This is a genomic window from Pseudomonas monteilii NBRC 103158 = DSM 14164 (assembly GCF_000730605.1).
In the GTDB taxonomy this organism is placed as follows: domain Bacteria; phylum Pseudomonadota; class Gammaproteobacteria; order Pseudomonadales; family Pseudomonadaceae; genus Aquipseudomonas; species Aquipseudomonas monteilii.
Genome location: NZ_BBIS01000067.1, coordinates 1 through 22,535 on the forward strand (window position 1 = coordinate 1; position 22,535 = coordinate 22,535).

Here is a 22,535-nt window from a genome sequence, read left to right on the forward strand (position 1 = left end):
CCTGCAATTTCTCATCTCAAGCCTCGAGCAGATCGCTGTGGGAGCGGGTTTACCCGTGACGAGGCCCTCGAAATTCACACATCACTCATCCACAGAAGGCAATCTGTGCTCAGGAGCCCTGTGGAAAACTCGCCTTCAGCTCCGTTGATAAGCAGGCTTTTTTGCTGAGGATAATCTGGCCTGTGGGTAAGGAGCCATTTAATCCACAGGCTAAACCGTGTTATCCATAACCCTCATGGCACTCCAACCACAGGGTTTAATTTCTCTCTACAATGCATGAACAAAGGGCTACAGAACCTTATCCACAGACAAGGCTGTGCATAAGAATAAACATAAAAACAAAGCTTTTTTAAATTTTTCCTCTTTGTTTTCTGTTGTTTGCCACTCATCCACAGACTGGTCAAAATTTGCTCAGACGGTTTCTTTAAAGGGGGTGAAGTCCCTATACTTGTCCGCTTACCTTCTCTATTCGCAAAAACAGGCACGAGGTGCGTGGTGGATTTCCCTTCCCGTTTTGAAGTGATCGTCATCGGCGGCGGCCATGCCGGTACCGAGGCTGCGCTTGCGTCTGCACGCATGGGTGTGAAAACCCTGCTGCTGACCCATAACGTGGAAACCCTCGGTCACATGAGCTGCAACCCCGCCATCGGCGGTATTGGCAAAAGCCATCTGGTCAAAGAGATCGATGCCCTCGGTGGCGCCATGGCGCTGGCCACCGACAAGAGCGGCATCCAGTTCCGCGTTCTGAACAACCGCAAGGGCCCGGCCGTACGCGCCACCCGAGCACAGGCCGACCGCGCCATCTACAAGGCAGTGGTGCGTGAAATCCTGGAAAACCAGCCAAACCTGTGGATATTCCAGCAGTCCTGCGACGACCTGATCGTCGAGCAGGACCAGGTCAAAGGCGTGGTGACCCAGATGGGCCTGCGTTTCTTCGCCGAATCGGTGGTACTGACCACAGGTACCTTCCTTGGCGGCCTTATCCACATTGGTTTGCAAAACCATTCCGGCGGCCGCGCCGGTGATCCGCCTTCGATCGCCCTGGCCCACCGCATGCGTGAACTGCCGCTGCGCGTCGGCCGCCTGAAAACCGGTACGCCACCACGCATCGATGGCCGCTCGGTGGACTTCTCGGTGATGACCGAGCAGCCAGGCGATACGCCGATCCCGGTCATGTCGTTCATGGGCAATGCCGAAATGCACCCACGTCAGGTGAGCTGCTGGATTACCCACACCAATGCGCGCACCCACGAGATCATCGCCTCGAACCTCGACCGTTCGCCGATGTACTCGGGCGTGATCGAAGGTGTCGGTCCGCGCTACTGCCCGTCGATCGAAGACAAGATCCACCGCTTTGCCGACAAGGAAAGCCACCAGGTGTTCATCGAGCCGGAAGGCCTGACCACCCATGAGCTGTATCCCAACGGTATTTCCACTTCGCTGCCGTTCGACGTGCAGCTGGAACTGGTGCGTTCGATCCGTGGCATGGAAAACGCCCACATCGTGCGCCCGGGCTATGCCATCGAATACGACTACTTCGACCCGCGCGACCTCAAGTACAGCCTCGAAACCAAAGTCATCGGAGGCTTGTTCTTCGCCGGGCAGATCAATGGCACCACCGGCTACGAAGAAGCCGGCGCCCAGGGCTTGTTGGCCGGGACCAACGCGGCCCTGCGCGCGCAGGGCCGTGACAGCTGGTGCCCGCGTCGCGACGAGGCGTACATCGGGGTGTTGGTTGACGACCTGATTACTTTGGGCACGCAGGAGCCGTACCGCATGTTCACCTCGCGTGCCGAGTACCGCCTGATCCTGCGCGAAGATAACGCCGATCTGCGTTTGACCGAGAAAGGCCGCGAACTGGGCCTGATCGATGACCAACGCTGGGCCGCCTTCTGCGCCAAGCGCGAGGGTATCGAGCGCGAAGAGCAGCGCCTGAAGTCGACCTGGGTGCGCCCGAACACCGAGCAAGGCCAAGCCATTGTGGATAAGTTCGGCACCCCGCTTAGCCACGAGTACAGCTTGCTCAACCTGCTGGCGCGCCCGGAAATCGACTACGCCGGCCTGATCGAGGCGACCGGCGGTGATGCGATCGATCCACACGTTGCCGAGCAGGTCGAGATTCGCACCAAATACGCCGGTTACATCGATCGCCAGCAAGACGAAATCGCCCGCCTGCGTGCCAGCGAAGATACTCGCCTGCCTGTGGATATCGACTACTCGACCATTTCCGGCCTGTCCAAGGAGATCCAGAGCAAGCTTGGCCAGACCCGTCCGGAAACGTTGGGCCAGGCTTCGCGCATCCCGGGCGTGACCCCGGCGGCGATTTCTCTGTTGCTGATTCACTTGAAAAAACGCGGCGCTGGCCGCGAATTGGAGCAAAGCGCTTGAGTTCCCTGGTCACCCCGCAACACGCAGAAGAGTTGTCCACAGGTGCCCGCCAGCTCGGTGTCGAGCTGAGCACCGAGCATCACGATAAGCTGCTCGGCTACCTGGCCCTGTTGATCAAATGGAACAAAGCCTACAACCTCACCGCCGTGCGCGACCCCGACGAGATGGTGTCGCGACACCTGCTGGATAGCCTCAGCGTCATGCCGTTTATCCACAGCGAGCGTGTCAACTGGCTGGATGTGGGCAGTGGCGGTGGCATGCCCGGCATTCCCTTGGCTATCCTGCATCCGGACAAGCGCGTGACGGTGCTGGACGCCAATGGCAAGAAGACCCGCTTCCTGACCCAGGTGAAAATGGAGCTCAAGCTGGACAACCTCACGGTTATCCACAGCCGGGTCGAGGCCTTCCAGCCAGCGCAGCCGTTCGACGGCATCATCTCCCGTGCCTTCAGCAGCATGGAGAACTTCACCAACTGGACCCGCCACCTGGGCGACACCGGGACGCAATGGCTTGCAATGAAGGGGCTGCATCCTGCCGATGAACTGGTAGCATTGCCCGCAGACTTCACAGTGGAAAGCGAACAGGCCCTGACCGTTCCGGGTTGCCAGGGCCAGCGCCATCTGCTGATACTGCGCCGCAAGGCATGACTGGGAACACACGCAACAATGGCTAAGGTATTCGCAATCGCGAACCAGAAAGGTGGTGTGGGCAAGACAACCACCTGTATCAATCTCGCCGCCTCGCTGGCGGCGACCAAGCGTCGTGTGCTGCTGATCGACCTCGATCCGCAGGGCAACGCCACCATGGGCAGCGGTGTGGACAAACACGAGCTCGAGCACTCGGTCTACGACCTGCTGATCGGGGAATGCGATTTGGCCCAGGCCATGCATTACTCCGAGCACGGCGGTTTCCAGTTGCTGCCGGCCAACCGCGACCTGACCGCCGCCGAGGTGGTGCTGCTGGAAATGCAGGTCAAGGAAAGCCGTCTGCGCAACGCGCTGGCGCCCATCCGCGAGAACTACGACTACATCCTCATCGACTGCCCACCGTCGCTGTCGATGCTGACGCTGAACGCCCTGGTTGCTTCCGATGGCGTCATCATCCCCATGCAGTGCGAGTACTACGCACTGGAAGGTCTCAGCGACCTTGTGGATAACATCAAGCGCATCGCTGCCCGGTTGAACCCGGAGCTGAAGATCGAGGGCCTGTTGCGGACCATGTACGATCCGCGCCTGAGCCTGAACAACGATGTTTCGGCGCAGCTGAAGGAGCACTTTGGCCCGCAGCTGTACGACACGGTCATTCCGCGCAACATTCGCCTGGCCGAGGCCCCGAGCTTCGGCATGCCGGCACTGGCTTACGACAAGCAATCGCGAGGCGCGCTGGCTTATCTGGCCCTGGCCGGGGAACTGGTACGCCGTCAACGCCGTCAATCACGCACTGCACAAACAACTTAAGGAATCCGTATGGCCGTCAAGAAACGGGGTCTCGGACGTGGGTTGGATGCACTGCTCAGTGGTCCTTCCGTCAGCGCGCTCGAAGAGCAGGCTGTGAAGATCGACCAGAAAGAACTGCAACACCTGCCGGTCGAGCTGATCCAGCGTGGCAAGTACCAGCCGCGCCGGGACATGGACCCGGAGACGCTGGAAGAGCTTGCGCACTCGATCCGCAACCATGGCGTGATGCAGCCGATCGTGGTGCGCCCGATTGGCGACAACCGCTACGAGATCATCGCCGGTGAGCGCCGCTGGCGCGCCACGCAGCAGGCCGGCCTGGACACGATCCCGGCCATGGTCCGCGAAGTGGCCGATGAAGCGGCCATTGCCATGGCGCTGATCGAGAACATCCAGCGCGAAGACCTCAACCCGCTGGAAGAGGCCCTGGCCCTGCAGCGCCTGCAGCAGGAATTCGAGCTCACCCAGCAGCAGGTGGCCGACGCCGTAGGCAAGTCGCGGGTGACCGTGGCCAACCTGCTGCGTCTGATTACGCTGCCTGAGGCGATCAAGACCATGCTCGCCCACGGTGACCTGGAGATGGGCCACGCCCGTGCATTGCTCGGTCTGGAAGAAAACCGTCAGGAGGAGGGGGCGCGTCATGTTGTCGCACGTGGCCTCACCGTGCGCCAAACTGAGGCACTGGTGCGTCAGTGGCTCAGTGACAAGCCTGATCCGGTCGAACCGAGCAAACCTGATCCGGATATCGCACGCCTTGAACAGCGGCTCGCAGAGCGCCTGGGCTCGGCTGTCCAGATCCGTCATGGCAACAAGGGCAAAGGCCAGTTGGTTATTCGTTACAACTCCCTTGACGAATTGCAGGGCGTGCTTGCTCACATCCGCTGAAACAATTCCTGTTGTAGCGCGCAGTCGGAAATCACTACCGAAGAGTTGAATAGGGGTTAATCCACCCCTATACTCTGCGCGCATTTTGTCGGCACAAATTATGCCAAGTCATAACTGACTTGTTGGTCGACTTCCGAGGAGCAGTTGTGATGGAAATCCGCACGCCAAACCGCCTGCCTTTCCATCGCTGGGCGGTTTTTCCGGTACTGCTGGCTCAATTCGTCGTACTACTGCTGGCAACCTTGGTGTTGTGGCAGTGGAAAGGGGTGGTCAGTGGATATTCAGGCCTTTGCGGAGGTTTGATTGCCTGGCTGCCCAATGTGTACTTCGCCTGGAAGGCTTTTCGCTTCAGCGGAGCTCGGGCGGCACAAGCCATCGTCAAGTCGTTTTACGCTGGCGAGGCAGGCAAGATGATTTTGACGGCAGTGCTTTTTGCACTGACCTTTGCAGGAGTGAAGCCATTGGCGCCGTTAGCAGTATTCGGCGTCTTCGTGCTGACCCTTTTGGTCAGCTGGTTCGCGCCCCTGCTGATGAATAAAAGACTTTCGAGACCTTAGGGCGTTTGAGGCAACCATGGCAGCAGAAACCGCTTCGGGCTATATCCAGCACCACTTGCAGAACCTGACCTACGGTCAACTACCAGACGGCAGCTGGGGCTTCGCCCATTCGGCTGCAGAAGCCAAGGCAATGGGCTTCTGGGCGTTCCACCTGGACACCCTGGGTTGGTCCGTCGCGCTGGGTCTGATCTTCCTGTTCATCTTCCGCATGGCGGCCAAGAAGGCGACTTCCGGCCAACCTGGCGGTCTGCAGAACTTCGTTGAAGTGATGGTCGACTTCGTCAACGGCAGCGTGAAGGACTCCTTCCACGGCCGTAGCCCGGTAATCGCTCCGCTGGCGCTGACCATTTTCGTCTGGGTATTCCTGATGAACGCCGTCGACCTGGTACCGGTCGACTGGATTCCTCAGCTGGCCATCCTGATTTCCGGTGACCCGCACATTCCGTTCCGCGCCGTGTCGACCACCGACCCGAACGCGACCCTGGCCATGGCCTTCTGTGTGTTCGCCCTGATCATCTTCTACAGCATCAAGGTCAAGGGTCTGGGCGGCTTCATCGGTGAGCTGACCCTGCACCCGTTCGGCAGCAAGAACATCTTCGTTCAGATCCTGCTGATTCCGGTCAACTTCCTGCTGGAATTCGTCACCCTGATCGCCAAGCCGATCTCGCTGGCACTGCGTCTGTTCGGCAACATGTATGCCGGCGAACTGGTGTTCATCCTGATCGCAGTCATGTTCGGCTCCGGCCTGCTGTGGCTGAGCGGCCTGGGTGTGGTGCTGCAATGGGCGTGGGCTGTGTTCCACATCCTGATCATCACCCTGCAAGCTTTCATCTTCATGATGCTGACCATCGTCTACCTGTCGATGGCGCACGAAGATAACCATTAAGACCGCCTGGCGTGTCTGATAGCCTTCCTCGCCTGTTCGGGGGGAGGGCTTAAAAAGTCCGCAAGGGCAGCTGTACTCACGATTTGTTTTACCGCTTCAAACTAAAAACCTAACCAATACGACGTAAAAGTCGGGAGGAAAGATGGAAACTGTAGTTGGTCTGACCGCTATCGCTGTTGCTCTGCTGATCGGCCTGGGTGCTCTGGGTACCGCCATTGGTTTCGGCCTGCTGGGCGGCAAATTCCTGGAAGGCGCTGCTCGTCAACCAGAAATGGTTCCGATGCTGCAGGTCAAAATGTTCATCGTTGCCGGTCTGCTCGACGCCGTAACCATGATCGGTGTTGGTATCGCTCTGTTCTTCACCTTCGCGAATCCGTTCGTTGGTCAGATCGCCGGCTAATCACTCGTCACCACGAGTTGATGGCTGTATGAATTAAGACCGAGCGAGGTGTTGGCGTGAACATTAATGCAACCCTGATTGGCCAATCCGTTGCTTTTCTGATTTTTGTACTCTTCTGCATGAAGTATGTATGGCCTCCGGTCATCACTGCTCTGCAAGAGCGCCAAAAGAAGATTGCCGACGGCTTGGACGCTGCCAACCGCGCAGCTCGCGACCTGGAGCTGGCCCAAGAAAAAGCGGGTCAGCAACTGCGTGAAGCTAAAGCACAGGCAGCCGAAATCATTGAGCAAAGCAAGAAACGCGCTGCTCAGCTTGTCGAGGAAGCCCGTGAACAGGCCCGCGTCGAAGCTGACCGTGTGAAGGCTCAGGCTCTGGCCGAGATCGAACAGGAACTGAACAGCGCTAAAGACGCCCTGCGTGCCCAAGTGGGTGCCCTGGCCGTTGGCGGTGCCGAAAAGATCCTTGGCGCCACAATCGATCAAAACGCGCATGCGGAGCTGGTTAACAAACTGGCCGCTGAAATTTAAGCGAGGGCGATCATGGCAGAACTGACCACGTTGGCCCGACCTTACGCTAAGGCTGCCTTTGAGCATGCCCAGGCCCATCAGCAACTGGCCAATTGGTCAGCCATGCTCGGCCTGGCTGCTGCGGTGTCGCAAGACGACACCATGCAGCGCCTGCTCAAGGCCCCGCGACTGACGAGCGCAGAAAAGGCCGCCACGTTCATTGACGTGTGCGGTGACAAGTTCAATGCACAGGCACAGAATTTCATTCATGTTGCCGCGGAAAACGACCGTCTCCTGCTTCTGCCGGAGATTGCCGCCCTGTTCGACCTGTACAAGGCCGAGCAAGAGAAATCCGTGGACGTGGAAGTCACCAGTGCCTTCGCGTTGAACCAAGAACAGCAAGACAAACTCGCCAAGGTTCTCAGTGCACGGTTAGGCCAGGAAGTGCGCCTGCACGCGTCGGAGGATGCCAGCCTGATTGGCGGCGTCGTCATCCGCGCTGGTGACCTGGTAATCGATGGCTCTGTTCGCGGCAAAATCGCGAAACTGGCCGAAGCATTGAAATCTTGAGTTTGAAGGGGCAGCAGAGCAATGCAGCAACTCAATCCTTCCGAAATTAGTGAAATCATCAAGGGCCGCATCGACAACCTCGATGTGAGCTCCCAAGCCCGTAACGAAGGTACCGTTGTTTCGGTATCCGACGGTATCGTGCGGATCCACGGTCTGGCCGACGTCATGTACGGCGAAATGATCGAGTTCCCTGGCAGCGTATTCGGCATGGCCCTGAACCTGGAGCAAGACTCCGTAGGTGCAGTGATCCTGGGTGCATACGACACCCTCGCCGAAGGCATGAGCGCCAAGTGCACCGGCCGCATCCTGGAAGTTCCTGTTGGTAAGGAACTGCTGGGTCGCGTCGTTGACGCACTGGGCAACCCGATCGACGGCAAAGGTCCTCTGGGCAACACCCAGACCGACGCAGTCGAGAAAGTGGCTCCAGGCGTCATCTGGCGTAAGTCGGTAGACCAGCCTGTACAGACTGGCTACAAGTCCGTCGACGCCATGATCCCTGTCGGCCGTGGCCAGCGCGAGCTGATCATCGGTGACCGTCAGATCGGCAAGACCGCCATGGCCATCGACGCCATCATCAACCAGAAAGACTCCGGTATTTTCTGTGTTTATGTTGCTGTCGGCCAGAAGCGTTCCACCGTTGCCAACATCGTTCGCAAGCTGGAAGAAGCCGGCGCCCTGGCCAACACCATCGTGGTCGTTGCCAGTGCTTCGGAATCCGCCGCACTGCAGTTCCTGGCGCCATACGCCGGCTGCACCATGGGCGAGTTCTTCCGTGACCGCGGTGAAGACGCCCTGATCGTTTACGATGACCTGTCCAAGCAGGCCGTTGCTTACCGTCAGATCTCCCTGCTGCTGCGCCGTCCACCAGGACGTGAAGCGTACCCAGGCGACGTGTTCTATCTCCACTCCCGTCTGCTGGAGCGTGCTTCGCGCGTTTCGGAAGAGTACGTCGAGAAGTTCACCAACGGCGCAGTCACTGGCAAAACCGGTTCCCTGACCGCTCTGCCGATCATCGAAACCCAGGCTGGCGACGTTTCCGCGTTCGTTCCGACCAACGTGATTTCCATCACCGACGGTCAGATCTTCCTGGAATCGGCCATGTTCAACTCGGGCATCCGCCCTGCAGTGAACGCCGGTGTTTCGGTATCCCGCGTAGGTGGTGCCGCTCAGACCAAGATCATCAAGAAGCTGTCCGGTGGTATTCGTACCGCGCTGGCTCAGTACCGTGAACTGGCTGCATTCGCCCAGTTCGCGTCCGATCTGGACGAAGCGACCCGCAAGCAGCTGGAGCATGGTCAGCGCGTTACCGAGCTGATGAAGCAGAAGCAGTACGCGCCAATGTCCATCGCAGACATGGCCCTGTCGCTGTACGCCGCTGAGCGTGGCTTCCTGACTGACGTAGAAGTCTCCAAGATCGGCAGCTTCGAGCAAGCACTGATCGCCTTCTTCAACCGTGATCACGCCGAACTGATGGCGAAGATCAACGTGAAGGGTGACTTCAACGACGAAATCGACGCAGGCCTGAAAGCCGGTATCGAGAAGTTCAAGGCCACCCAGACCTGGTAAGCCGCAGCGGGGGCCGTGGCCCCCGCTTGCTAACCTGATAGGTGATACATGGCAGGCGCAAAAGAGATTCGCAGTAAGATTGCGAGCATCAAAAGCACGCAAAAAATTACCAGCGCCATGGAGAAAGTGGCGGTCAGCAAAATGCGCAAGGCACAAATGCGCATGGCTGCTAGCCGTCCTTACGCGGAGCGTATCCGCCAGGTGATCGGTCATCTGGCCAACGCCAACCCGGAATACCGCCACCCGTTCATGATCGAGCGCCCTGTAAAGCGCGCCGGTTATATCGTGGTGAGCAGTGACCGTGGTCTGTGCGGTGGCTTGAACACCAACCTGTTCAAGGCCCTGGTCAAGGACATGAGCGCAAACCGCGAACAGGGCGTGGAAATCGACCTGTGCGTGATCGGCAGCAAGGGTGCGACTTTCTTCCGCATCTTTGGCGGCAACGTCGTAGCCGCGATCAGCCACTTGGGCGAAGAGCCATCGATCAACGATCTGATCGGCTCCGTCAAAGTGATGCTGGACGCCTACCTGGACGGCCGTATCGATCGCCTCTCGGTGGTTTCGAACAAGTTCATCAATACCATGACCCAGAAGCCAACGGTCGAGCAATTGGTACCGTTGGTGGCAACCCCGGATCAGGATCTCAAGCATCACTGGGATTACCTGTACGAACCCGACGCAAAAGAGCTGCTGGACGGCTTGATGGTGCGTTACGTGGAGTCGCAGGTGTACCAGGCGGTGGTCGAGAACAACGCTGCTGAACAAGCGGCCCGGATGATCGCCATGAAGAACGCCACAGACAACGCCGGTGATTTGATCAAAGAGCTTCAGTTGATCTACAACAAGGCGCGTCAGGCTGCGATCACCCAGGAGATCTCGGAAATCGTCGGCGGCGCTGCCGCGGTTTAACGGTTCACATATTCAGAGGATCCAGCTATGAGTAGCGGACGTATCGTTCAAATCATCGGCGCCGTCATCGACGTGGAATTCCCACGTGACGTCGTGCCGAGTGTTTACAACGCGCTGAAAGTACAAGGCGCGGAAACCACCCTGGAAGTTCAGCAGCAGCTGGGCGACGGCGTGGTTCGTACCATTGCGATGGGCTCGACCGAAGGCCTGAAGCGCGGTCTGGAAGTCGTTGACTCCGGCGCTGCCATTTCCGTTCCTGTTGGTAAGGCCACCCTGGGCCGTATCATGGACGTACTGGGCAACCCGATCGACGAAGCCGGCCCGATCGGCGAAGAAGAGCGTCGCGGTATCCACCAGCCAGCGCCTTCGTTCGCTGACCAGGCAGGCGGCAACGACCTGCTGGAGACCGGCATCAAGGTTATCGACCTGGTTTGCCCGTTCGCCAAGGGTGGTAAGGTTGGTCTGTTCGGTGGTGCCGGTGTTGGCAAGACCGTAAACATGATGGAACTGATCCGTAACATCGCCATGGAACACAGCGGTTACTCCGTGTTCGCGGGTGTGGGTGAGCGTACTCGTGAGGGTAACGACTTCTACCACGAGATGAAGGACTCCAACGTTCTCGACAAGGTAGCGCTGGTCTACGGTCAGATGAACGAGCCACCAGGAAACCGTCTTCGCGTAGCGCTGACTGGCCTGACCATGGCTGAGAAGTTCCGTGACGAAGGTAACGACGTTCTGCTGTTCGTCGACAACATCTATCGTTACACCCTGGCCGGTACCGAAGTATCCGCACTGCTGGGCCGTATGCCTTCGGCAGTAGGTTACCAGCCGACCCTGGCTGAAGAGATGGGCGTTCTGCAAGAGCGCATCACCTCCACCAAGGAAGGTTCGATCACCTCCGTTCAGGCCGTTTACGTACCTGCGGACGACTTGACCGACCCGTCGCCAGCGACCACCTTCGCCCACTTGGACGCCACCGTCGTTCTGTCCCGTGACATCGCCTCCCTGGGTATCTACCCAGCGGTCGACCCACTGGACTCGACTTCGCGCCAGCTGGACCCGAACGTGATCGGCAACGAGCACTACGACACCGCTCGTGGCGTTCAGTATGTTCTGCAGCGCTACAAAGAGCTGAAGGACATCATCGCGATCCTGGGTATGGACGAACTGTCCGAGACCGACAAGCAACTGGTAGCCCGCGCTCGTAAGATCCAGCGCTTCCTGTCGCAGCCGTTCTTCGTGGCCGAAGTCTTCACCGGTTCGCCAGGCAAGTACGTTTCCCTGAAAGACACCATCGCTGGCTTCAGCGGCATCCTCAAAGGTGACTACGACCACCTGCCAGAACAAGCGTTCTACATGGTCGGCAGCATCGACGAAGCGATCGAGAAAGCCAAGAAACTGTAATTCTTGCGCCCCGCAAGGGGCGCTATCAGGTTGAGGCAAGCAGATGGCTATGACAGTCCATTGCGATATCGTCAGCGCGGAAGGAGAGATTTTCTCCGGCCTGGTCGAGATGGTAGTTGCGCACGGTAACCTGGGTGATCTCGGTATCGCTCCAGGCCACGCGCCGCTGATCACCAATCTCAAGCCTGGTCCGATCACGCTGACCAAGCAGGGTGGCGCCCATGAGGTGTTCTACATCTCTGGTGGCTTCCTCGAGGTTCAGCCAAACATGGTCAAGGTGCTTGCCGATACCGTGCAACGTGCTGCAGACCTGGATGAAGCTCAGGCTCAGGAAGCCCTCAAGGCTGCTGAGAACGCCCTGAATCTGAAAGGCGCGGACTTCGACTACGGTGCCGCCGCCGCACGTCTGGCCGAGGCCGCAGCCCAGCTGCGTACCGTCCAGCAAATGCGCAAAGGCAAGTAATCGGCCTTTGGCTGATAACTTCTGTTGCGATTGAGTAAAAGGGTAGCCTCGGCTACCCTTTTTCTTTTTCTGATTTCTCCCCCCCGGTCATTCCACTGACCGCCCAGGATTGGTAGCCAGTAATGTCACTCGATATCGTTATTCTCGCCGCCGGCCAAGGCACCCGCATGCGCTCGGCGCTGCCCAAGGTGCTGCACCCGGTAGCCGGCAACTCCATGCTCGGCCATGTTATCCACAGTGCGCGCCAACTGCAGCCGCAAGGTATTCATGTTGTGATTGGCCATGGTGCCGAGCTGGTTCGCGAGCGTCTGGCCGCTGACGACCTGAACTTCGTCATGCAGGATAAACAGCTGGGTACCGGCCATGCTGTTGCCCAGGCTCTGCCGGCGCTGACTGCCGACACCGTGCTGGTGTTGTACGGTGATGTGCCGTTGATCGAAGTGGAGACCCTGCAGCGCCTGTTGGCCAAGGCCAACGACCAGCAGTTGGGCCTGCTCACCGTTACCCTGGACGACCCGACAGGTTATGGCCGTATCGTCCGTGACGAGCAGGGCAAGGTAACTGCCATCGTTGAGCACAAGGACGCCAACGACGTGCAGAAAGCGATCAAGGAAGGCAACACCGGTATCTTGGCATTGCCAGCTGCGCGTCTGGCTGACTGGATGGGCCGTCTGTCGAACAACAACGCCCAAGGCGAGTATTACCTGACCGACGTCATCGCCATGGCAGTGGCCGATGGCCTGGTAGTGGCTACCGAGCAGCCGCACGACCCGATGGAAGTGCAGGGCGCCAACGACCGCCGCCAGCTGTCCGAGCTGGAGCGTCACTACCAGCTGCGTGAAGGCCGCCGCCTGATGGCCCAAGGTGTAACCCTGCGCGACCCGGCACGCTTCGATGTACGGGGTGAAGTGACCGTTGGCCGTGACGTGCTGATTGACATCAACGTGATTCTCGAAGGCAAGGTGGTCATCGAGGACGATGTGCAGATCGGCCCTAACTGCGTGATCAAGAACACCACCCTGCGCAAAGGCGCGGTGGTCAAGGCTAACAGCCACCTTGAAGGCGCCGTGATGGGCGAGGGTAGCGATGCTGGCCCGTTCGCCCGCCTGCGCCCAGGCAGCGTGCTGGATGCCAAAGCCCATGTGGGTAACTTCGTGGAACTGAAAAACGCCCACTTGGGCGAAGGCGCCAAGGCCGGTCACCTAACCTACCTGGGCGATGCCGAAATCGGTGCGCGCACCAATATTGGCGCCGGTACTATCACCTGCAACTACGATGGCGCGAACAAGTTCAAGACCGTGATGGGTGAGGACGTGTTCATCGGTTCGAACAACTCGCTGGTAGCGCCTGTGGAAATTCAGGCTGGTGCGACCACCGCAGCCGGTTCGACCATCACTCAGGCCGTCGAAGCCGGTGACCTGGCGGTGGCCCGTGCGCGCCAGCGCAACATCTCGGGCTGGAAGCGTCCGGAGAAGATCAAGAAGAGCTGATTTGTTCACAGCTGTTTCGATCGAAAGCCGACTTATGTGAGTAAGTCGGCTTTTTTTATTGGTTTTTTGCGGTGCCTGTAGGGCTGCAGCGAATCGGGTAAAAACTATCCACAGGGCAGCGACAGCTTGACGAATCGTTCATCTTAGGTTTTGATTGCAACCATTATCTTTCGAAACGAAACTTAAGCACTCATGTCGAAACGAAATACCCCGCAGCGGCGGCATAACATCCTGGCGTTGCTCAGTGAGCAGGGCGAGGTGAGCGTGGACGCTTTGGCCAAACGTTTCGAGACTTCGGAAGTAACCATTCGCAAAGATCTTGCCGCCCTCGAAACCAACGGCCTGCTGCTACGCCGCTACGGTGGTGCAGTACCCGTGCCGCAAGAACTGCTCGGTGAGCCGGCCCAGCCTGTGTCTTCCTACAAGAAGGCCATCGCCCGTGCCGCGGTTGGTCGAATCCGCGAACATGCGCGCATCATCATCGACAGCGGCAGCACCACGGCAGCCATGATCCCCGAGTTGGGGCGTCAGCCAGGCCTGGTGGTGATGACCAATTCGCTGAATGTGGCCCGTGCCATCAGCGACCTTGAACACGAGCCGGTGCTGCTGATGACCGGCGGTACCTGGGACCCGCATTCCGAGTCGTTCCAGGGCCAGGTGGCCGAGCAGGTTTTGCGCTCTTACGATTTCGACCAGCTGTTCATCGGTGCCGATGGCATCGACCTCGGCCGGGGTACCACCACCTTCAACGAACTGCTCGGGCTTAGCCGGGTCATGGCTGAAGTTGCCCGCGAAGTGATCGTGATGGTCGAGTCGGACAAGGTGGGGCGCAAGATCCCCAACCTCGAGCTGCCCTGGAGCAGCGTGCACACCCTTATTACAGACGAACGACTGCCCGCAGCGGCACGTGAACAAATTCAAGCCCGCGGCATCAACCTGATCTGCGCCGCGATCAGCCAGGAGCAATAAAACATGTGTGGAATCGTTGGTGCCATCGCCGAGCGCAATATCACAGCCATCCTGATCGAAGGCCTCAAGCGTCTGGAGTACCGCGGGTACGACAGCGCAGGCCTGGCTGTTCTTACCCAAGGCGGTGAATTGCAGCGCCGTCGCCGTATCGGCAAGGTCAGTGAGCTGCAAGCCGCTGTAGCGGCTGACCCACTGGCTGGCCAGCTGGGTATCGCCCATACCCGTTGGGCTACCCACGGTGCGCCGACCGAAGGCAACGCCCACCCGCACTTCTCGGGCAATGAAGTGGCGGTGGTGCACAACGGTATCATCGAGAACCACGAAGAGCTGCGTGAAGAGCTGAAAGGCCTGGGCTACATCTTCACTTCGCAGACCGACACCGAAGTGATCGTCCACCTTATCCACAACACCCTGAAGAGCACTCCAGACCTGGCCGATGCGCTGAAAGCCGCCGTCAAGCGCCTGCATGGTGCTTATGGCCTGGCACTGGTCAGCGCCAAGCAGCCCGACCGATTGGTAGCTGCACGCAGCGGCAGCCCTCTGGTCATTGGCCTGGGCCTTGGCGAAAACTTCCTGGCGTCCGACCAGTTGGCCCTGCGCCAGGTCACTGACCGCTTCATGTACCTGGAAGAAGGCGACATCGCTGAAATTCGCCGTGATCAGGTCACCATCTGGGACGAGAACGGCCACAAGGTCCAGCGCGAAACCGTGCAGTACCATGAAGGTGCCGAGGCTGCTGACAAGGGTAACTATCGTCACTTCATGCTCAAGGAAATCCACGAGCAGCCAAGCGTCGTTCAGCGCACCCTGGAAGGCCGCCTGGGCAAGGACAACGTGATGGTCCAGGCCTTCGGCCCGAAGGCTGCCGAACTGTTCGCCAAGGTACGCAATGTGCAGATCGTTGCCTGCGGCACCAGCTACCACGCAGGCATGGTCGCCCGTTACTGGCTGGAAAGCCTGGCCGGCATCCCGTGCCAGGTGGAAGTGGCCAGCGAGTTCCGTTACCGCAAAGTGGTGGTGCAACCGGATACCCTGTTCGTCTCGATCTCGCAGTCCGGCGAAACCGCCGATACCCTGGCCGCGCTGCGCAACGCCAAGGAGCTGGGCTTCCTCGGCAGCCTGGCGATCTGCAACGTGGGCATCAGCTCGCTGGTACGCGAGTCGGACCTGACCCTGTTGACCTTGGCTGGACCGGAAATCGGTGTGGCCTCGACCAAAGCCTTCACCACCCAGCTGGTGTCGCTGATGTTGCTGACCTTGGCCCTGGGCCAGGTGCGCGGTACCCTGGAAGCCGGTGTCGAAGCCGAACTGGTTGAAGAACTGCGTCGCCTGCCGACCCGCCTGGGCGAAGCACTGGCGATGGACGCCACTGTCGAGAAGATCGCCGAGCTGTTCGCCGATAAGCACCACACCCTGTTCCTTGGCCGTGGTGCGCAATACCCGGTGGCGATGGAAGGTGCACTCAAGCTCAAGGAAATCTCGTACATCCACGCTGAAGCCTACCCGGCAGGCGAGCTGAAGCACGGCCCGCTGGCGCTGGTGGACAACGACATGCCGGTGGTTACCGTTGCGCCGAACAACGAGCTGCTGGAGAAGTTGAAGTCCAACCTGCAGGAAGTGCGTGCCCGTGGTGGCGAGCTGGTCGTGTTCGCCGACGAGCAGGCTGGCATGACCAATGGGGAAGGCACCCATGTGATCAAGGTGCCGCACATTGCCGATGCCTTGGCGCCAATCCTGTACACCATTCCGCTGCAGCTGCTGTCTTACTATGTCGCCGTACTCAAGGGTACCGACGTTGACCAGCCGCGTAACCTGGCCAAGTCGGTTACGGTTGAGTAAGTAGCGGACAGTCGCTGTTCAAGTGTCTGAAAACAATAAAGGTTGTCACGAAACAATAAAGGCTGTCACAAAACAATAAAGCTTGTCACAAGCGGGTACCTCCCTTTGTCGGGATCGTACCCGCTTCGCATTTTCAGGTTCAAAATCATCGTCAGCCTACTGACCGTGATTCGAATGATCCTGCGATGTCGGCGGGATCTCCCTTTTTAAGCGATGCCTTCGGGCTTTGCGATTTCTGAAAGGTTGTCCGGTTACCGATGAGCCAGGTAAAAAAACCATCCCCCCAGCCGACCGCGCGTGGGACTGTCACGCAGAAGAAAATTGACAAGCGCATTAATGCCGGTGACGGGCAAGGAGTAAGGGAGGACTACGTACCTTGGATTAAAGTCCGTGCGATTGCTTCTAAAGGCAACTCGCACATGGTTCCAGGTGTGAGAGTTCAACGAACTCATCATCTCCTCTCAAATGCCGAATACCATTACCATGTGATTCTCGAATATGACCGATCAATTATCGATATTCGAGAGCAGTTTCCATTATTTCCCCAAAGCGAAACTCATGCTATTGCCACAAGCCTAAACTTTAGGCCTCCGCTTTATCCCGGCACGGACGTGCCGCTGGTTATGACAACTGACTTCCTTGTCACGAAATTGGACGAAAATGGCACAGAGCGGTTAGTCGCCAGATCTATGAAATACGCTAAAGAAATTCAGGACGCACGGCAGGAAGTACAGGACAGGATACTTGAAAAGCTTGACATAGAGCGATTGTACTGGGAGCGGAGAGGTATTGAGTGGAAATTGGTCCTCTATGAAAATCTATCTCAGAACCACATAAGGAATCTTTTAGCTCTAAGAAGCTATGCCGCCATATCACCACAACTGGCTAGCGAAAAGAATATCAGAAATGTTCTAACCTTTGTTGAGTGCGCCTCGACTGATAGTCTACCACTCAAGACTCTTCTCAAGAAAATTTCAAAATTCATTTATATTGACTATATTAGCGTAAAGCATCTGTTTTTCCATTTGCTCTGGACTAGACTCTTAGAGTTCGACTCACGATCAAAATTGATTAGCTTGGCTGAACCACTCTGCGTAAAAGTATCTAGTTCACAACAGATCAGCGTGGAGGCTCGCCATGCATGAAATTAGATTAAATTCTATAGTGTCGCCTCTTGAGGGATCGGCGATGCTTAAAAAACCTGTCCGGGTGCTGGGTATTAAAGGTGATCAGTGTGTAGTAATCGAACTGATCAAAAATCCAACAAAACCATGGCTGCTTGATAAGAGTGCGATTATGTCAGAAATCGCTTCCGGCCTTGCCGCTCTTAATACAGAGCAGCCAGCAGATTTCATGGTTCGTACTGACGATGAAATCGGCGAGCGTGAAAAACAGGCTAGGGATCGTAATTGGTCTCTAATAGAAAATTTCGTCCAAGACCGTACTCCTGTTGATATATTGATATCTACGTTCGGAACAGATGTGCAGAGGCACGCAGATCTAGTGGGTGTCGATCGGAAACAGATTTATCGCTTGCTTTACAGGTATTGGAGTTTAGGTCAAGTAAAAAATGCTTTTCTTTGGAATACATCTACTTGTGGAGGACTAGGTAAGAAAAAAAACAGAGAGTCAGGAGTAATCCCAGGGCGCAAGCCTAAGTACCGGGGAGTTGTGACTGAAGATCGTGCGGCTATCTTGAACGAACGACACATGTCTGCAATCGTTGTGTCATACGGACGGTTTGCGAGCCGGAAGTGCGGAACAATATCTGACTGTTATAGTTGGATGATAGAAAAGTTTTATAGATGCGTAAAATCTGATGGGACTAAAGGAGACGTTGTTCGCGGAAGTCACCCAACTAAGCGCCAGTTTGAGTATCAGGGTAAAAAACACTTCGATACTTTGTATGTTTTCAAAGGCAGGCGCGGAAATATCAACTGGAACAAAGACCATCGGCCTTTGGTCGGCTTGGCGTCGCAAGGTCTGTCCGGTCCATGTCATCGCTACGAAATTGACTCAACTCCCGCTGATGTTTATCTCGTTCACCGTATTAACCGTAACTGGCTGATTGGACGGCCGATAGTTTATGTGGTGGTCGACAGCTACTCTAGAATGATTGTAGGAATACATGTAGGGCTTGAAGGACCCAGTTGGAATGGTGCGAGGCATGCCCTGTATAATGCCTATACTCCCAAAGTAGATTTTTGTAAGCGGTATGGTATTGAAATTGACCCTGAAGATTGGCCTTGCTTTCATCTGCCTGTTGAGTTGACCGCTGATCGGGCCGAGTTGCTTAGTCAGGCTGGTGAGACGATGAGCAATACCCTTGGTACGGTGATTAATATTCCGCCACCCTATCGACCTGACTGGAAGGCGATTGTCGAAAGCCGTTTCAGATTACTGAATAACAACTTAGATATCCGGTTCCTGCCTGGTGGCGTGGATGCGAGGCGCATGGAAAGAGGTGATCGCGACTATGAATTGGACGCAATATTAGATCTGGATGATTTTACTCAGATGATGATTGCAGCTGTCCTTCACCATAATAGGCATCTACGTGTTCCACATGTGTTAACAAAACAGATGCTCAAGGAAGATTTGGAGCCAACCCCCTTGAGCATATGGAATTGGGGGATGCGGCAGAACATGGTTCACTCGAAGATCGTCACGCCCGCAGAGCTTAAAATTGCTTTACTGCCCTCTCAGGAATGTCGAGTAACCAGAGGCGGAATCCAGTTCAATGGCATCCTTTATACCTGTGACCTTGCTGAGAGAGAGAACTGGGCAGCCCGCTCCCACAATCTAGAGACCCGATATGTCAGGGTCTGGTATGACCCAAACTCTATAGAGAACTGCTGGATAAAAATTGGATCTGAATTTCTGTCACTAACAATCGTTCCATACATGAGGGAGAAATACGCTGGGTATAGATTGGAAGAAGTTCAGGACGTCATAAGTCTTCAAACTCAGCAGTCACCAGACGCCAGGTATGAGGAATTGAATAGCACCGCTAAGTTGAAGGGTCTTCAAAATGAATTAGTAAAGTCGGCGAAGGCGAAGAAAAAGGCGGCTGGCACTCCTAAGTCTAAGGCGGATGTCAAGAGGGACAAAAAAGCAAAACGGGACACTGAGATCGCCGCTATCCAGCACGCAGAAACGGTCGAGCTTGGTCATCTCCGATTGGTACAGTCCACCAAGGATCAGGCAGTTATCAATTCGTCACATGTCGGTGAGCCGCCCTCGGCGCGCAGTGCAGCATTTCTCAAGCTGGTAATTGCCGAGGCTCAGGAGTCTGGGGAATGATTAAAAATCGATACACAGAAGCAACCTACAGAAAGACAGGAATGCCCCAATATGATGGCAACCCTTTGATAGAGGCTCTGCCAGCGATCCTCACTGAAATCGAGGTTGTTCGATACGTTGGTCATACTCCTCCCAAACCGGATCAGGCAGAGCTCGCACTATCCCCAAAGCTGCGTAGCCATGGCATCAATCGACTAAGAGACTTGGTCGTACCGATGGACATACATCTGGAGCTAGAAGATAGCTTCAGCCAGCTGATTCGCTATGGATACACTGCTCGCGAACCATTCAGTCCCTCGACGATTCGCTATAGAGTGCCTGCGAAAAATGGCCTTCATTCTAACGGGTTTAAGTCTTCTGCGAATATCATGACGCTCATTGGCCTGAGTGGTATGGGAAAAACCACTGCTCTGGATGCGATCTCCAAGCTATATCCCCAAGTGATTCAGCATAGTAAATACAAAGGTAATATTTTCATCGAAACACAAGTAGTGTGGTTGAAGCTTGAATGCCCACATGACGGATCTCTTGGAGGATTCTGCGCAGCGTTTTTCGCTTCATTAGATACTGCTTTGGGTATCCATAAGTACTCCGACATTGTAGTGAAGCATCCAAGCGTTAGTAAAATGCTGCAAATAATATCTCAGCTGTGCAAGGCATTTTATATTGGCGCTATAATTATTGACGAAATGCAGCACCTGAACACCCGAGGAGGTAGAGATAGGGAGAAGTTGCTCAATTTCTTCGTAACACTGTCCAATGATACCGGGGTCCCTCTGGTTTACGTAGGGACAAATGCAATGCTGCCCCTTTTCTCTGGTGTCTTACGTAATGCCAGACGTGCTGTGGGTATGGGAGAAATAACTTTTGATCGGTTCAGTGTTGACTCACCTTTCTGGGAGCTTTTAGTTAATCGGGTGTGGGAATATGATTGGACGGGTGGATCAACTGCGCTGAGCGAGGAGCTTTTTTATAAAATTTACGATCTTAGCCAAGGCAATACAGATTTTTTGATTAAGCTGATCATGCTAACCCAACGGTATGCAATCGCTGAGGGAGTTACTGTGCTTACCACAACCGTCATGCAGCGAGTCTATGATAATCAGATGAGGATGTTGCACAAGCCAATTGAGGCCCTGCGAAGTGGTGATCCACTCCAGATTGCAGAATTTGAAGATCTGATGCCTACGAAAGATCAAATTTCTCTAATGATGAAGTACGACCTGAAGCGAAGAGCTCAGCGGGCTGATATGTCAATCTATAATAATTCATCAGTGGTTCCCACGGCGACCAAGCCGAAGGCAGTAGGCAAACCTGTCGTCGCTGTCGATGTCCCTAGCAATATTCATTTGTCTCCTGGGGCCGATGTGGCTAAAGCCCTACAGGAACGAGGTTGGGTAGATGAAAGCTCTGAGTGGTAGCTGAAAATCAATGGAGCAATCACATGGAACGATTACTATCATTTCCTACTCCATTACCCGACGAAACGTTGTACAGCCTGGCAGTTAGGTATCATAGAACGCTTTGCAATGATAGCTATCGGCGGACCAGTGCAGAGCTTTTTGGTTTTTACTCTCGCACCTGTGGATCAATATTTCCCTGCGGCATCGATGCTTTAGTCCAGCGATTGTGGGGGTTGTTCACTGCTGAGGAACTGATCGAGGAAAATACTCTACTGCCTATTTATCGGCCTTTTGCGAGCGAGCATGCTTTTACCGCTGTGGTATCTGGCATGGAAGGAAACTGGGGTACAGGTATCAAATTGAGGCTAGGCCTCACCGCCTCGGGTTTTTTGAAGCACGCTTCATTTCGTTACTGTAAAGATTGCGTTCTCGCAGACAATCTCAATCATGGTGTTGCATATTGGCATCGCATACATATGCTTCCAGGTGTTTGCGCATGTCCGCTTCATGAACGTTGGTTGATGCCTCAGGTTTCTGATGGGGCTGGAGATTGGCGCCGCATGCTTCTCCCTGCAGAAGGTATTGGTACTCCTATATCCGAGTGTTCTGGGTTTGGCCCGGCAGTCGAAGTCGCCAAGCTACAGCAGTGGGGGTTAGCCAACCCCGACCAGGTCAAGATACTCATCGAGCGTGGGTTCATTAGGCACTGTCTAGAAGAACAGGGACTGATTAGAAGAGCTCGATTGTGTGAACAGTCAATCGCGAAGCAGATGATGCTGCAGCTAGCACTCTGTCCTCCTGTAGGCGAATTCGCTGAACTGGTTAAAAGCTCGGACTGGATAATTAGACTTCTTCGTCCTAGGGGTAAAATTGTCCAGCCTTTCAGTTACTTTTTCTTTCTCTGGCTCATGCAGAAAAATTTGGACTCTATTCGGAGCTTTATACATTCAGAGCTTACGTTGGCGGCAAGCTTTAAGAAAGTCACGAAAAAAACCGATTACGTACCGCCCTCACAGTCCATACGTGATCATCGGATTGCGTATTTGAAAGACACCAAAATTAGGTGCCATGATCGGACGGGCTATTTTTGGCTATATCGCAATGATCGTAATTGGTTAATTAAAAATTTGAGAGGCTTAAAAAACAGTAGCAGTAGCCATTCACGAGTAGATTGGGCTCTGAGAGACTATGTGTTTACCAATTCAATTCTTAAAACTAGCGACGACCTGCTCACGACTGAGCTAAAGCCGATCAAGGTAACCAGATCGTCCCTTGCTCGGGCCATTCAGAATGGGTTTATGATGCTTCGGTGTATTTCCAAGCTTCCCCACAGTGCTCAAGTATTGAGTCGAGTCGTTGAAAGTGAACACGACTTCCAAATTCGTAAGCTGACGTGGGCCGTAAGGACCTTGCCTTACCCGATGTCGCTTCAGCCAAGCCTCGTGGTGAGGCAGGCCGGTATCAGGCTGCGGAAATTCGAAGACAGCGAGCTGACGGATATCATCCAGGCCAGCCGACCGGTTGTTGATATCTCGTGAGGTCA

Annotated in this window: 20 protein-coding genes; all 20 read left to right on the top strand. The window is 55.7% G+C overall.

Annotated features, from left to right (window positions below):
• The first annotated feature begins 495 nt into the window (after nt 1-495).
• The 20 genes from mnmG to PM2_RS27410 all read left to right on the top strand — a co-directional run bounded on the left by mnmG (nt 496) and on the right by PM2_RS27410 (nt 22,530).
• The gene (gene mnmG, locus PM2_RS27315; protein ID WP_028700025.1) at nt 496-2,388 is read left to right on the top strand and encodes a tRNA uridine-5-carboxymethylaminomethyl(34) synthesis enzyme MnmG; all 1,893 of its coding nucleotides are present in this window, start codon (nt 496-498) and stop codon (nt 2,386-2,388) included.
• Nucleotides 2,385-3,035: a 16S rRNA (guanine(527)-N(7))-methyltransferase RsmG gene (gene rsmG / locus PM2_RS27320; protein WP_016712771.1), complete on the top strand. Its 651-nt coding sequence runs from the start codon at nt 2,385-2,387 to the stop codon at nt 3,033-3,035. The genes mnmG and rsmG overlap by 4 nt, the downstream gene beginning before the upstream one ends.
• An 18-nt stretch (nt 3,036-3,053) precedes the next feature.
• Entirely contained in the window at nt 3,054-3,845 is a 792-nt protein-coding gene (locus PM2_RS27325) for a ParA family protein (protein ID WP_012274913.1), read from the top strand.
• Nucleotides 3,846-3,854: 9 nt separating this feature from the next.
• Nucleotides 3,855-4,727, top strand: coding sequence for a ParB/RepB/Spo0J family partition protein (locus PM2_RS27330; RefSeq protein WP_016712770.1), 873 nt, complete (start codon nt 3,855-3,857; stop codon nt 4,725-4,727).
• 149 nt (nt 4,728-4,876) lie between these two features.
• Nucleotides 4,877-5,284: a F0F1 ATP synthase subunit I gene (locus PM2_RS27335; protein WP_011536507.1), complete on the top strand. Its 408-nt coding sequence runs from the start codon at nt 4,877-4,879 to the stop codon at nt 5,282-5,284.
• A 16-nt stretch (nt 5,285-5,300) separates the two neighbouring features.
• The gene (gene atpB, locus PM2_RS27340; RefSeq protein ID WP_003260030.1) at nt 5,301-6,170 is read left to right on the top strand and encodes a F0F1 ATP synthase subunit A; all 870 of its coding nucleotides are present in this window, start codon (nt 5,301-5,303) and stop codon (nt 6,168-6,170) included.
• Nucleotides 6,171-6,312: 142 nt separating this feature from the next.
• A complete protein-coding gene (gene atpE, locus PM2_RS27345; RefSeq protein ID WP_003097235.1) occupies nt 6,313-6,570 on the top strand; it encodes a F0F1 ATP synthase subunit C in 258 nt (85 codons plus the stop codon).
• 56 nt (nt 6,571-6,626) lie between these two features.
• Nucleotides 6,627-7,097, top strand: a complete 471-nt coding sequence (locus PM2_RS27350; RefSeq protein WP_003253189.1) for a F0F1 ATP synthase subunit B — start codon at nt 6,627-6,629, stop codon at nt 7,095-7,097.
• Between the two features lie 12 nt (nt 7,098-7,109).
• Nucleotides 7,110-7,646, top strand: coding sequence for a F0F1 ATP synthase subunit delta (locus PM2_RS27355; protein WP_003253191.1), 537 nt, complete (start codon nt 7,110-7,112; stop codon nt 7,644-7,646).
• Between the two features lie 21 nt (nt 7,647-7,667).
• On the top strand, nt 7,668-9,212 hold the full coding sequence (gene atpA / locus PM2_RS27360; protein WP_016712768.1) for a F0F1 ATP synthase subunit alpha: 1,545 nt from the start codon (nt 7,668-7,670) through the stop codon (nt 9,210-9,212).
• Between the two features lie 48 nt (nt 9,213-9,260).
• Nucleotides 9,261-10,121, top strand: coding sequence for a F0F1 ATP synthase subunit gamma (atpG, locus tag PM2_RS27365; protein ID WP_003253195.1), 861 nt, complete (start codon nt 9,261-9,263; stop codon nt 10,119-10,121).
• 27 nt (nt 10,122-10,148) lie between these two features.
• Complete coding sequence (gene atpD / locus PM2_RS27370) at nt 10,149-11,525, top strand: F0F1 ATP synthase subunit beta (protein ID WP_016502294.1); 1,377 nt, start codon at nt 10,149-10,151, stop codon at nt 11,523-11,525.
• Between the two features lie 43 nt (nt 11,526-11,568).
• Entirely contained in the window at nt 11,569-11,988 is a 420-nt protein-coding gene (locus PM2_RS27375) for a F0F1 ATP synthase subunit epsilon (RefSeq protein WP_010955886.1), read from the top strand.
• A 122-nt stretch (nt 11,989-12,110) separates the two neighbouring features.
• Nucleotides 12,111-13,478 (top strand): bifunctional UDP-N-acetylglucosamine diphosphorylase/glucosamine-1-phosphate N-acetyltransferase GlmU, encoded by a 1,368-nt coding sequence (gene glmU / locus PM2_RS27380; protein WP_028700024.1) that lies wholly within the window; start codon nt 12,111-12,113, stop codon nt 13,476-13,478.
• A 192-nt stretch (nt 13,479-13,670) separates the two neighbouring features.
• Complete coding sequence (locus PM2_RS27385) at nt 13,671-14,447, top strand: DeoR/GlpR family DNA-binding transcription regulator (RefSeq protein WP_016712766.1); 777 nt, start codon at nt 13,671-13,673, stop codon at nt 14,445-14,447.
• Nucleotides 14,448-14,450: 3 nt separating this feature from the next.
• Nucleotides 14,451-16,286, top strand: coding sequence for a glutamine--fructose-6-phosphate transaminase (isomerizing) (gene glmS, locus PM2_RS27390; protein WP_028700023.1), 1,836 nt, complete (start codon nt 14,451-14,453; stop codon nt 16,284-16,286).
• Between the two features lie 257 nt (nt 16,287-16,543).
• Nucleotides 16,544-17,431, top strand: a complete 888-nt coding sequence (locus PM2_RS27395; protein WP_042132612.1) for a TnsA endonuclease N-terminal domain-containing protein — start codon at nt 16,544-16,546, stop codon at nt 17,429-17,431.
• Nucleotides 17,424-19,589, top strand: coding sequence for a TnsB C-terminal domain-containing protein (locus PM2_RS27400; RefSeq protein ID WP_028700021.1), 2,166 nt, complete (start codon nt 17,424-17,426; stop codon nt 19,587-19,589). The genes PM2_RS27395 and PM2_RS27400 overlap by 8 nt, the downstream gene beginning before the upstream one ends.
• Entirely contained in the window at nt 19,586-21,010 is a 1,425-nt protein-coding gene (locus tag PM2_RS27405) for an ATP-binding protein (RefSeq protein WP_028700020.1), read from the top strand. The genes PM2_RS27400 and PM2_RS27405 overlap by 4 nt, the downstream gene beginning before the upstream one ends.
• Nucleotides 21,011-21,033: 23 nt before the next feature.
• On the top strand, nt 21,034-22,530 hold the full coding sequence (locus tag PM2_RS27410; RefSeq protein ID WP_028700019.1) for a TnsD family Tn7-like transposition protein: 1,497 nt from the start codon (nt 21,034-21,036) through the stop codon (nt 22,528-22,530).
• Nucleotides 22,531-22,535: the final 5 nt, after the last annotated feature.

Excerpts from the sequence above, each read along its gene's own strand:
- PM2_RS27325 (WP_012274913.1), top strand. The coding sequence starts at position 3,054 with ATGGCTAAGGTATTCGCAATCGCGAACCAGAAAGGTGGTGTGGGCAAG.
- PM2_RS27330 (WP_016712770.1), top strand. The coding sequence starts at position 3,855 with ATGGCCGTCAAGAAACGGGGTCTCGGACGTGGGTTGGATGCACTGCTC.
- PM2_RS27335 (WP_011536507.1), top strand. The coding sequence starts at position 4,877 with ATGGAAATCCGCACGCCAAACCGCCTGCCTTTCCATCGCTGGGCGGTT.
- atpB (WP_003260030.1), top strand. The coding sequence starts at position 5,301 with ATGGCAGCAGAAACCGCTTCGGGCTATATCCAGCACCACTTGCAGAAC.
- atpE (WP_003097235.1), top strand. The coding sequence starts at position 6,313 with ATGGAAACTGTAGTTGGTCTGACCGCTATCGCTGTTGCTCTGCTGATC.
- PM2_RS27355 (WP_003253191.1), top strand. The coding sequence starts at position 7,110 with ATGGCAGAACTGACCACGTTGGCCCGACCTTACGCTAAGGCTGCCTTT.
- atpA (WP_016712768.1), top strand. The coding sequence starts at position 7,668 with ATGCAGCAACTCAATCCTTCCGAAATTAGTGAAATCATCAAGGGCCGC.
- atpG (WP_003253195.1), top strand. The coding sequence starts at position 9,261 with ATGGCAGGCGCAAAAGAGATTCGCAGTAAGATTGCGAGCATCAAAAGC.
- atpD (WP_016502294.1), top strand. The coding sequence starts at position 10,149 with ATGAGTAGCGGACGTATCGTTCAAATCATCGGCGCCGTCATCGACGTG.
- PM2_RS27375 (WP_010955886.1), top strand. The coding sequence starts at position 11,569 with ATGGCTATGACAGTCCATTGCGATATCGTCAGCGCGGAAGGAGAGATT.
- glmU (WP_028700024.1), top strand. The coding sequence starts at position 12,111 with ATGTCACTCGATATCGTTATTCTCGCCGCCGGCCAAGGCACCCGCATG.
- PM2_RS27385 (WP_016712766.1), top strand. The coding sequence starts at position 13,671 with ATGTCGAAACGAAATACCCCGCAGCGGCGGCATAACATCCTGGCGTTG.
- glmS (WP_028700023.1), top strand. The coding sequence starts at position 14,451 with ATGTGTGGAATCGTTGGTGCCATCGCCGAGCGCAATATCACAGCCATC.
- PM2_RS27395 (WP_042132612.1), top strand. The coding sequence starts at position 16,544 with ATGAGCCAGGTAAAAAAACCATCCCCCCAGCCGACCGCGCGTGGGACT.
- PM2_RS27400 (WP_028700021.1), top strand. The coding sequence starts at position 17,424 with ATGCATGAAATTAGATTAAATTCTATAGTGTCGCCTCTTGAGGGATCG.
- PM2_RS27405 (WP_028700020.1), top strand. The coding sequence starts at position 19,586 with ATGATTAAAAATCGATACACAGAAGCAACCTACAGAAAGACAGGAATG.
- PM2_RS27410 (WP_028700019.1), top strand. The coding sequence starts at position 21,034 with ATGGAACGATTACTATCATTTCCTACTCCATTACCCGACGAAACGTTG.